The following is a 9,717-nucleotide window of genomic DNA, read 5'->3' on the forward strand; positions in this document are numbered from 1 at the left end:
TAGATATAATTTTCCGCAAGAACTTCGAGCTAAAATACTAGCTTATGCTAAAGAGCATAATATAAAAGAGTAAACCACAAAAGAAAGGAAAAACAATGCAAAAAATACTTCAAATCGATTTAGAAAAAAGAAAAGCTTTAGAGAATTTCAAAAATCTAGCTTTATTAGGATTAGGTGGAACAATGCTTTTAAATTTAAAAGAACAAGCTTTGGATTTTACTCAAGAATTAACTTATATAAATACTTATGATAAGTATTTAAATTTAAAGCTTGATTCTTTTTATATCCCTTCTACACTTTTATCTTTGCTTCAATTAACTCAAAAAAGCAAAGAAGCTTTTTATATCAATGTTTTAATCAATAGCGATACACATTATAAAAATCCTTTATTACAATATGCTATTACCCAAAAACAAGAACAAGAAAATATCGTTTATGCTTTAAAAAATAATGAAAATATTAATGCTTCTTTTGCAAATCTTAATGCTTTAAAATTAGCCTTAGAAGAAAAGAATTTTTATCTTAATTTTATAGATTTAAACAGCAAAGAAAGTCTTTTAAGTTTTTATAATCAAATAATAAGCAATAATCATTTTAGAAATTATTTTTATTTTAAAGATAATCAATTTTTTATTAAAAAAGATATAAAAAATAAAATTTTATTTCATAGTATTCACTCTTCTTCTATTATAAGTAATTATCTTAGATTGTTAAATGATTTTAATACTTTAAGCAAGATAGAACTCATAAATATATTAGAAAGTTTAAGTTTATACAATCTTTCAACTTTAATACAAACTATGCAAACTATACAATCAAAAAATGAATATAACTCAAAAGACTTTGATAAAGATAGTATCTTTTTATCTAATATGATTATGAATGTGAGATTGAAGTAAAAAGATAGTAGATTTGGTAAATTTAAATCTTGTTAAGTTTATTATTTAGTTCAAATAAAAAATATAAAAAAATATAGAAATTCAATAGAAGAAGAGAAGCTTAGTTAAAAGTTTGTTTGGTTAAGCCAAAGGGATTGTTCTAAACCCTGCAAAAGCAGGGGATACTCAAGAAGCCTTGACATAGCAAAGCATTAAGAGTATAATTATTAGAACAATGTTTAGCAATTTAATCACCGCCTTTCTAGGTTATGATTAATGCCAAAGGTAGCCGCCTTTGGCATCTACCTTTTATAATTATACCAAACAAACTCTTTAACTTCTTAAAACAGTCCATGAAAAGATTTTACTTTTTATTCTTTAGCACTTTGTTTTTTGCACCTTCATTTTTATTTGGTGCAACTGAAATAGCTAATAGCAATTTAATTTATACTTGGGGTTATGGCGATGTGATGAATGAAATCATGCAAGCTGTTAAAGGTATAACCACTGAAACAAGTTATATCGTTAATGCAGCCTTAGCTATCTCATTATTGCTTTTTAGTATCAAAAAAGCAATGGATGGACAAACAAATCCTGTGTTTGAATTTGGAAAAATGTTTATACTTTTTGCTGTAGTGTGGCAGATGTTTTTAAGGGCGCCAAATGACAATAATCACCGCTTCATGATTCACGATGAAGTAACAAGTAAAGATTATGTCATTTCTCAAATTCCTATAGGCATAGGAAAAAGCTTTGCATTAATGACACAATTTGAGAAGGTTATCCTAGAAGCTATGGAAAAACATTTTTCAACTCCACAATCTACAAATTTCTCTAACGCAGGTTTAGGTTTTTCACTTCAAGTGATGAGTACTTTACCAAGCGTAAAGCTTTCGGCTATTGATGCAACTTTGCAAAAAAATATTGATTTTTATTTTAGAAACTGCGTTTCAGTAGGTATCTTGCTTAATCAACAAGGTAGAAATCTTTTTCAAAACTCTGATAATTTAATGCAAGATCTTTTCACAAACATAGGCAATGGCTCTCAGCTTACTCCTTTGTTTAAAAATAACAATAATGTTGAAGAACAAAGTGTTGTGCCTTGTTCTGATGCAGGTCCTCAAATCGTTGAAATGATTCAAAACGATACAGATGAAGCTATGAAGATTCATGCTGCTTTGCTTGGTATGGTAGATGATATGACAAATTATGAGCAAAAGTTCTTAGGCGCTGCACAAATCTATAACGAACAAGCTGTAAGTGCTAGATCTTATTTACAGCAATCCATGATAATGCTTGCTTCTCAAGATGCAATCATTAATACCGCTAAATCAGTAGGATTAAATCCTGCTTCTGTGGCTGCAAATACTGCTTATGCGGATCAGCAATTTTATGCAAGTATGCAAGCACAAGGACACATGGCGCAAACTTATTTGCCTTTAGCTAAAGCTTATTTAACAGCTATTATCATAGGTTTATCTTGGCTTGTTGCTTTGCTTTCTATTGTATTTGGCTCTTACGCACATATTAAGATGTTTTTTACTCTATGTATTTGGATAGTGCTTTGGACTCCTATTCTTTGTATTATTAACTATCTAAATGATTATAATCTTATGAAAGTTGCACAAGTAATAACAGGTGGAAAAGCAGCTTTAAGCTTAGGAGATAATATGCTTATATTCAAAGAAGTAGCAAGTAGATCAAATTTCATGAATTATCTTGTAATGAGTACTCCTGTTTTAGCTTATGCTATAGCTAAAGCAAGTGAGCAAGGATTTATAACTTTTGCTTCTGGATTATCTCAAGCTCTAACAGGTGCTTCAAGAGCTGCTGGAAGCTTTGCAAATCAGCAAGCCTTATCTACACAAACTAGCATTGCTGCTCCTAGAGGAGATGAAGTTTGGGCGATGAATGCAGGGGTAGTGAGTTTGCAAGGTGCTACTAGCATAGGAAGCAGTAGATATTCTACTACTAGCATAGCAGGGGGTGGAACAACTGTGGCTGATGTAAATACAGGTTCTAAAATAAGTGGTGATATGCAAGGCGTTACTGCTGCTAACATTGCAGGACTTAGTGCTAGTGATATGAAATCAAAACAAGCTTCTTTAGCAGGTGAAGTTTCTCAAGGTATTAGCGATGCTTTAAAAACAGGACAAACTTCTCAATCTGTTGCTAATATGGCATTTGATCATTCTGCTTCTCATGGTATTAATGCTCAAGCACAAGAAATCTTTAAAGCAAGTTCTACTATGGCATTTGATAAGATGGCTCAAGCAGGAGATCAAAGAGCGCAAGAAATTTCTACTTCTTTACATGCTGGCGGTACAGTTGTTATTGCAGGTGGAAAAGTTCAATTAACCGAAGCTGATGGTACAAGTAGAACCTTTCAATTCTCAGAAAAAGAAATGCAACAATGGGCTAAGGACTTTGGGGATAATGTGGCTTCTACTTATGCTCGTGATGATTCAGCTAGAGCCTCTCTTAATAATGCTTTCTCAACCTTTACAGGTAAAGAATTCTCTCAAGTGCATTCAGCTATTAATAAATATAGCTCGGTTGAATCGTTTGCAAGCAATGTTAACTCTGATTCTGTGCCTAAAGCACTCAATAATTACATTCGTTCAGGTGATAATGCAGCAATTACAAATGCTTGGAATAGTGGTAATATCGGAAAAGCTATGGCAATGGCTTCTGATGATTTCCAAAGATGGAGCGTTAACAATCCACAACAACTCTCTAAATACTTTAACGCAGGAGATTTTAGTAGTCCGCAAAACACTATGGGTTCTGTAGGCATGCAAAATTATTATAGTCCTTCTACAGCTTCTGCAATCCATAAAGGCAATTATGGCACAGTAGATTCAGCAGCCGTAGGATTTGGAAATAGTTATGAAGCTGATAAGAAATCTATGGCAGAAGGACATTTTAACACTACAGGACAAAACACAGCTTGGGGACAAGGTAATTCACAAGGAACAGTGCAACAAGAAGTTCAAGGACAGGTTAATAATGCGGTAAATCAATTTAGCAAACCTACAGAACAAAGAATGGCAGGACATTTTGTAGATGCAACTGCAGGAGAAGGTTCATTATTAAATAGGGCAGGAAGTGGAATGATAAAATGGGGTGAAAGTGTAGGAGAAACTGCCAAAATGTTTGGTTGGGGAAGTGGAATGCCTAGCACTCCGCCTCCGCAAAATAATTCTACAACTTCTACGCCTCCAAATTCTGCTCCTCCTGCGCCTAAAATACCTTTCTAAAATAAGCAAGCTAATTTAGGCTTGCTTATAAATTACCATAAAACTAAATTTCCCCCCACAAATGTATTGTTTCCTATTTTGGTAACCATATCACCGCCTATAAATGTAGTATTGCCTATTTTAGTAACCATTTTATTACCTATAAAAGTAATATTTCCTATTTTGGTAACCATATCACCGCCTATAAATGTAGTATTGCCTATTTTAGTAACAGCATTTCCGCCTATAGCCCTTGCATTATTTATAATATTATCTATATCATCAAAATTATCATAGTTGTTTTGTTTTTTGTTTTTAAATTTATCTGAAAAATAACCCAAAAAATAATCAAACTCTGTTAAAATAACGATTAAAATCATTTTAGGTACTCTAAAAACCACTTTCACTAATTCATAAGGCAATTTTAAAATACCTATGAAAAGATTTTTAACTCCACTTTTAGAACTATCTTTTTTAATACTTTTTATGGTTTTTATCCAAGCTAAAGCATAATATAAAATGAAAGCAGTTGCTATTAATCCTATAAGTGTTTTTGTAAATATTTCATTCTTGCTTATAAATAAAATGCCTATATTAGTCAAAATCAATACAAGAAACACAATAAAAGTGATCTTTAATTTCATATTTACTGCTTTATCCATCTTTATTCCTTTCAATTATAACTTATTCATATTTTTAATAAAATTATACCATATTTTAATAAATTTTGCAAGTATTTTTGCTATAAAATGCCTATTTTTTAGTGGTTTTAACGGGGTTCTTTTTTTTATTTGACTTGGGAAAAGTCGCCAAAATCTTCATCGGTTTAATTGTATTTTCACGCTACTTTGTTCGCATTACTTTTAAGCATAGCTTCTATACTTAAATGACAGTCCAATTCTTCCCATTCGATGCCTGTATTATCACAGATAAAATGCCATTTTTCTAAATCTTCTAAATTTGCATTTTCAAGTTCTTTGTACCATTTTAAAGGAGTTTGGATTATGCGTTCGTCTTCTAATAAAACAATAAGATAATCTTTATTGAATTTTACATTCTTTGCCTTAACTAAAGTATTCATTCCATCTCCTTTCAAATTCAAGTTTGTGTTTTTTGACAGTTTTTAGAATAAAAGACAAATCTTTGTTTTTAAAACTGCTGAATCGAACTTGTAAATCTTCTAAATTAATTTTCGCAAATTCATTACCTTTCATAACATGAATATGCTTTGGTTCATGTTCATTTGAATAAAAGAAAAACTTAAAGCCATTGATTTCTAAAAGAGTGGGCATAATTTTCCTTACTTTATTCATAATTTTAATAAAATTATACCATTTTTTAATAATTTTTGCAAGTATTTATGCTATAAAATGCCTATTTTATGGGATTTTGAACGGATTTCTTTTTTATTTGACAAGGTTATTTTTGTAAATCGTAATTAAAAGTATTTTATCGTTTTTTAAATCTATATAATATGGAATGACATATTTCTTAAAGATAAAATCTCTTATGTTTTCATCATTAAAAAGAGTAGATTTTCGAAATTTATAAGGCATATTGTCAATGCACAAAATAGCATCTTTTAAAGATTTTGAAAAATAATTTTTTGCACTCACACTATCTTTAGCAATAAAGGCTAAAATATTATTAAGCTCTTTTTTAAATTTATCACTTTCCACAATTTTCATTCACAGCCATTCGCTACCTAATGGAGTTACTGATAATTTTCCTTGTTTATAGTGTAATAAAGTTTCTTCAGCTTCTTTTTTTATTTCATCTATGGTTCGATTATCTTCATAATTATCCAAAGTAGCTTCTAAATCATTTTTAGAAATTTTAAAAATAGCTCCTGCATTTTTTGACAAACATTCTAAACTTTTTATAAAATCAATATCATCACTTGTAATGGTTATAGTGTGCATTATAATTTCCTTTTTAAAGTTTATTAACATGATAATACCATTTTTTAATAATTTTTGCAAGTATTTATGCTATAAAATGCCTATTTTATGGGATTTTGAAACGGATTTCTTTTTTATTTAACTTGGAAAAATGAATGAGAATTTGTAGTTTCATGTACTAACAAAGGCAAGGGGCTTTTCTGCCCCTGCGGTTTTGTTAGAAAAATACTTCAACTTTAAGCTTAAAAAACCTAAAATTTAGGTATAATCTCACAAAACGCTTACTATGTCGTTTCATAGTTAGCCTTTGTTGTAATTTTCCGCTAGAGTTGCAGCTCTAAAGCGGATTTTTTATTATAGCGAATCTTGTTTTTTGCTTTTCTAATTTTTTGCCAATCTTTTCTATTTTTTTGTAATTGTTTTAATTTACAAAAATTTTGTTTTAGCCTATTATTAATTGTTTACATGGTAAAATTATTTCAAACTTGTTTTAATAATTGCAAAGGTTTTAGTCTCTTGTTAATTGTTTACATGGTAAAATAGACTTATCTCAAAAGCCTATTTTACCAATGTTTTCACTTTCAAATGGTGTTTTTTACCCATTCAGATTCAACTATTGAAAGAACTCTTGCGGTTTTGTAAATATTATCATGCGGATTTAGTATAGTTCTCACGGCGTAATACTGTTCGTTTTTTACCTCTTCTTTTTCAACTACAACTATCGTATCAACTGATTCTTCTTGAAGTTTCAAAGGAATGTATAAAACTACTCTTTGCTTATAAGCTGCAGGAATAATCATCTTTTGAAGATTATAATTATCTTTGATGATTTTCAATTCACCATTAATAATGTGTCCTATGAACCTATCATTTAGTTTTTTCACAATTTCAGGTAATCGCTCTTTTCTCTCAAAAAGATGCAAATGATTTACCCTAAAATCCAATTTACTGTCAAAAATGATTTCATTTTTGAATGTATCATAATCGCTTAAAGATTTAGGTATTTCTAAATCATCTAAAACTCTATCTCCATTAGAACAAAATTTTCTAAAAATATATCCTCCATTTTCCTGCTTTTCAAAGCATGCAAATATTGGAAAAACACCTGTACTATACAAACCTGTATTGAAACATGCCTTTGTTTTGTCTTTATTATAAGTAATAATATCAGGATAGCTTTTATTTTCGTAAATGAACTCAAAATATTTAAATAGATAAGAAAATAAAATATTATTTCCATTTCCCCAAAATTCTTTTTGAGCTATATTAGAAAGCTCTTGGAGTGTATTTAGAAAATTTGGAAAATAGGCAAATTGAAACAACAAAGGTTTCTCTTCAACTTTGTTTTGAATTTGATCACGATTTGAAGTCTTGTTTCTTGTGGTAGCTTTTTTAACATAAACTAAAGAAGGTTTGTTTTCATCTTTTTCAAGATCAAAACCTGCTTCTATTAATGCCTTACTACAATTGATTTTTAAATCATATTTTCTTTTCAAATATTGACTGATATGTCCTGTAGTAACATGGTCAAATTTAGTTTTACTATCTTCATAGGCTTCTAAAATTAATTTTTCTATGTTTTTTTCCACGCTAAAAACCTAATTGTCCTTTCTTATAATCTTCTAAACCTTTCAATAGTCCAAAAAGTATGTCAGAATCAACCGCTCCTTCAATAGGAGTGCCTATTACTTTTCCTGTTGGAGTTAAAATATAAGTTGTTGCGAGTTAATTGCAAATCAACTAAATAAAATACATATATTACAAGTTGTTTTCAAGCAATATGTAATTTTATTTCAATATGTGATACACATTAATACAACTTTACTTCAAGTATAGTTTATGTTTATGTAAATTTTTATTTCAACTTAACTACACTTTTACTACAACATAACTACAACTTGAGTGCAAAAAAACGCTACTTGATAAACTGCATTTTATTTTCAACTTAACTACAACTTAACTACAACATAATTACAACTTGAATTCAACTTTATTACAATTATTTTCAACTTAACTACAATTTGAGTTCAACTTTATTACACTTTCACTACACTTTAACTACAAAAATGTGAAAATTTGCATGTTTTTTGAAGTAAAAGTGTAGTTAATATGTAGTTAATGTTATTTTTACTATAACTTGAGTGTAACTTTATTACAACTTAACTACAAAAAAGAGTTTGTTTAAAATACTATTTTATAGGGTTTTTAATATTAATTTAATTTTTATTGTTGAAAAAATATACTAAAAAGTGTAATAAAAAATAAAATATCAATATTTAGGGCTTATTATGTTAAAACCCTTATTTTTAGGTTCTTTTGCTTTTTTTGAAAAAAATGTAAAAAGTTGAGCCAATGGGCATAATGCAATAATATAGCCTAAATATAGGCGTTTAAATCTTATTGTTGTAGGCAAATTATGCTAATGTTTTACCGACATTTTGCGATTTGTAAAAAGCTTTTAAAATATCTATTTTGTAGGTTTTTAAGCATTGTTGATAATCGAGTTATTGTGTAAGATTTTTGGCAAAAATAGACTTTAGAGCTAAAAACTGCAAAATTTTCTTCATGGCGTGTATTTTTGATTGTGCTTGATTTATAGCGATAATATGAGAGCTAGGGCTTATTTTAGAAGTTCTTGCGAATTTTCAAAAATGCTTTGCAGTTTTGAAATGGGCTGTGGTTTTTGTTTTGTGTTGCGATTTTTGTAGGTTTTTTTGTGTTTTTTTGATTGCAAGTGGGTATCTTGAATGGATATAGGGTTTAAAATGACAGAATTAGCCTTTAAAAGGCTAAAATGATTTTTTTAATGTTTTTATCGTTTTAGGGTTATTTTTTTGATTTTTGGGCGTTTTTTGAAAGAATATCGATTAGTGTTTCAAAATCTTGGATTTCTGATTTGGTAATTTTGAATTTATCTTTGAGGGTTAGGAATTGATAGGCTGAAACTATATCAAGCTTTGGGTATTTGGCTTGTAAATCGATAATGCTCTCATGGTTTTTAACTCTTTTTAGTTTGGCAATAAAAGTGTTTTTTGTTTTTTTGATATAAGCTATAACAGCAGGTGTCATTTTGCTTTTGTTTTCATCTGTTTTGCCATAGATTGAGAGTATGAATGCTAGACAGCTAGTTATATTGATAAATAATTTATCGTTTTTCTCTTTGTGGATTATTTTGCTTATGTAGATTTTGGTAAACCAAGTTTCTATGGCTTTGTGCATTTTGTTTTTTCGCTTGGGCGTGTATTAGTTTTAGACATAAGTTTTCTTCTGTGGTTTTAGTGCTTTATGAAATTATACCGTATTTTTATTTAACTTGGGTATGAAATGAGTATTTTTATATATCAGGGAAAGTTTATGCTAGAAATATGTTTAAAAAATGGCAAAGATAGGGAGTAAATGAGAAAGAATGAGGCAATAAATAAGGCAATAAATGAGGGAATAAATGAGGTGATAAATGAGAGAAAGAATGAGTATAAAGGCTATAAGGATTTGTGTTAAGGATAGCGTTAAGATGAGATTTGAATGCGTAGAATGCAAGATAGGGAGGAATGGGAGATGGGGTATAAAGGGGGTGATAAATGAGGGGATAAATGATGAAAATTATTCAATGAAATGTAGCGGATAAAGAAGGGGGGATAAATGAGGTGATAAAGGGCGAGAAGAAGACTTTTCTATTTCAAAGGCTAAAAATACTTTAGG

At 29.5% G+C, this 9,717-nt stretch carries 10 protein-coding genes; 3 read left to right on the top strand and 7 right to left on the bottom strand.

Annotated elements, in window-relative coordinates; translation table 11 throughout:
- The first annotated feature begins 95 nt into the window (after positions 1 to 95).
- Complete coding sequence (locus AJN58_RS06165; protein ID WP_070233291.1) at positions 96 to 899, top strand: hypothetical protein; 804 nt, start codon at positions 96 to 98, stop codon at positions 897 to 899.
- Between the two features lie 332 nt (positions 900 to 1,231).
- A complete protein-coding gene (locus tag AJN58_RS06170) occupies positions 1,232 to 4,138 on the top strand; it encodes a conjugal transfer protein TraG N-terminal domain-containing protein (RefSeq protein WP_261665680.1) in 2,907 nt (968 codons plus the stop codon).
- Positions 4,139 to 4,170: 32 nt separating this feature from the next.
- On the opposite strand, the gene AJN58_RS06175 is transcribed toward AJN58_RS06170, so the two are convergent.
- From AJN58_RS06175 to AJN58_RS06205, 7 genes are all read right to left on the bottom strand, one after another.
- On the bottom strand, positions 4,171 to 4,779 hold the full coding sequence (locus tag AJN58_RS06175; protein ID WP_070261132.1) for a hypothetical protein: 609 nt from the start codon (positions 4,777 to 4,779) through the stop codon (positions 4,171 to 4,173).
- A gap of 176 nt (positions 4,780 to 4,955) precedes the next feature.
- Entirely contained in the window at positions 4,956 to 5,198 is a 243-nt protein-coding gene (locus AJN58_RS06180) for a DUF2442 domain-containing protein (protein ID WP_070233926.1), read from the bottom strand.
- Positions 5,182 to 5,409 (bottom strand): DUF4160 domain-containing protein, encoded by a 228-nt coding sequence (locus AJN58_RS06185; protein ID WP_044779629.1) that lies wholly within the window; start codon positions 5,407 to 5,409, stop codon positions 5,182 to 5,184. The genes AJN58_RS06180 and AJN58_RS06185 overlap by 17 nt, the downstream gene beginning before the upstream one ends.
- 114 nt (positions 5,410 to 5,523) lie before the next feature.
- Positions 5,524 to 5,805 (bottom strand): type II toxin-antitoxin system RelE/ParE family toxin, encoded by a 282-nt coding sequence (locus AJN58_RS06190; protein ID WP_002883551.1) that lies wholly within the window; start codon positions 5,803 to 5,805, stop codon positions 5,524 to 5,526.
- Positions 5,806 to 6,039, bottom strand: a complete 234-nt coding sequence (locus AJN58_RS06195; RefSeq protein WP_002883553.1) for a hypothetical protein — start codon at positions 6,037 to 6,039, stop codon at positions 5,806 to 5,808. It abuts the gene before it with no gap.
- Between the two features lie 560 nt (positions 6,040 to 6,599).
- Positions 6,600 to 7,607 carry a DUF3825 domain-containing protein gene (locus tag AJN58_RS06200; RefSeq protein WP_070292084.1) on the bottom strand — a complete coding sequence of 336 codons (1,008 nt, stop codon included), beginning with the start codon at positions 7,605 to 7,607 and terminating at the stop codon, positions 6,600 to 6,602.
- 1,237 nt (positions 7,608 to 8,844) lie between these two features.
- Complete coding sequence (locus tag AJN58_RS06205) at positions 8,845 to 9,237, bottom strand: hypothetical protein (RefSeq protein ID WP_070291910.1); 393 nt, start codon at positions 9,235 to 9,237, stop codon at positions 8,845 to 8,847.
- Positions 9,238 to 9,472: 235 nt separating this feature from the next.
- Here AJN58_RS06205 and AJN58_RS10145 point away from each other — a divergent pair, with 235 nt between their 5' ends.
- Positions 9,473 to 9,643: a hypothetical protein gene (locus AJN58_RS10145; RefSeq protein WP_002807115.1), complete on the top strand. Its 171-nt coding sequence runs from the start codon at positions 9,473 to 9,475 to the stop codon at positions 9,641 to 9,643.
- Positions 9,644 to 9,717: the final 74 nt, after the last annotated feature.

It is taken from the genome of Campylobacter sp. BCW_4321 (assembly GCF_001763075.1).
Lineage (GTDB): Bacteria > Campylobacterota > Campylobacteria > Campylobacterales > Campylobacteraceae > Campylobacter_D > Campylobacter_D jejuni.

Bases quoted from the DNA above. Each gene is read 5' to 3' on its own strand.
- AJN58_RS06165 (WP_070233291.1), top strand. From the start codon at position 96: ATGCAAAAAATACTTCAAATCGATTTAGAAAAAAGAAAAGCTTTAGAG.
- AJN58_RS06170 (WP_261665680.1), top strand. From the start codon at position 1,232: ATGAAAAGATTTTACTTTTTATTCTTTAGCACTTTGTTTTTTGCACCT.
- AJN58_RS06175 (WP_070261132.1), bottom strand. From the start codon at position 4,779: ATGGATAAAGCAGTAAATATGAAATTAAAGATCACTTTTATTGTGTTT.
- AJN58_RS06180 (WP_070233926.1), bottom strand. From the start codon at position 5,198: ATGAATACTTTAGTTAAGGCAAAGAATGTAAAATTCAATAAAGATTAT.
- AJN58_RS06185 (WP_044779629.1), bottom strand. From the start codon at position 5,409: ATGCCCACTCTTTTAGAAATCAATGGCTTTAAGTTTTTCTTTTATTCA.
- AJN58_RS06190 (WP_002883551.1), bottom strand. From the start codon at position 5,805: ATGAAAATTGTGGAAAGTGATAAATTTAAAAAAGAGCTTAATAATATT.
- AJN58_RS06195 (WP_002883553.1), bottom strand. From the start codon at position 6,039: ATGCACACTATAACCATTACAAGTGATGATATTGATTTTATAAAAAGT.
- AJN58_RS06205 (WP_070291910.1), bottom strand. From the start codon at position 9,237: ATGCACAAAGCCATAGAAACTTGGTTTACCAAAATCTACATAAGCAAA.
- AJN58_RS10145 (WP_002807115.1), top strand. From the start codon at position 9,473: ATGAGAGAAAGAATGAGTATAAAGGCTATAAGGATTTGTGTTAAGGAT.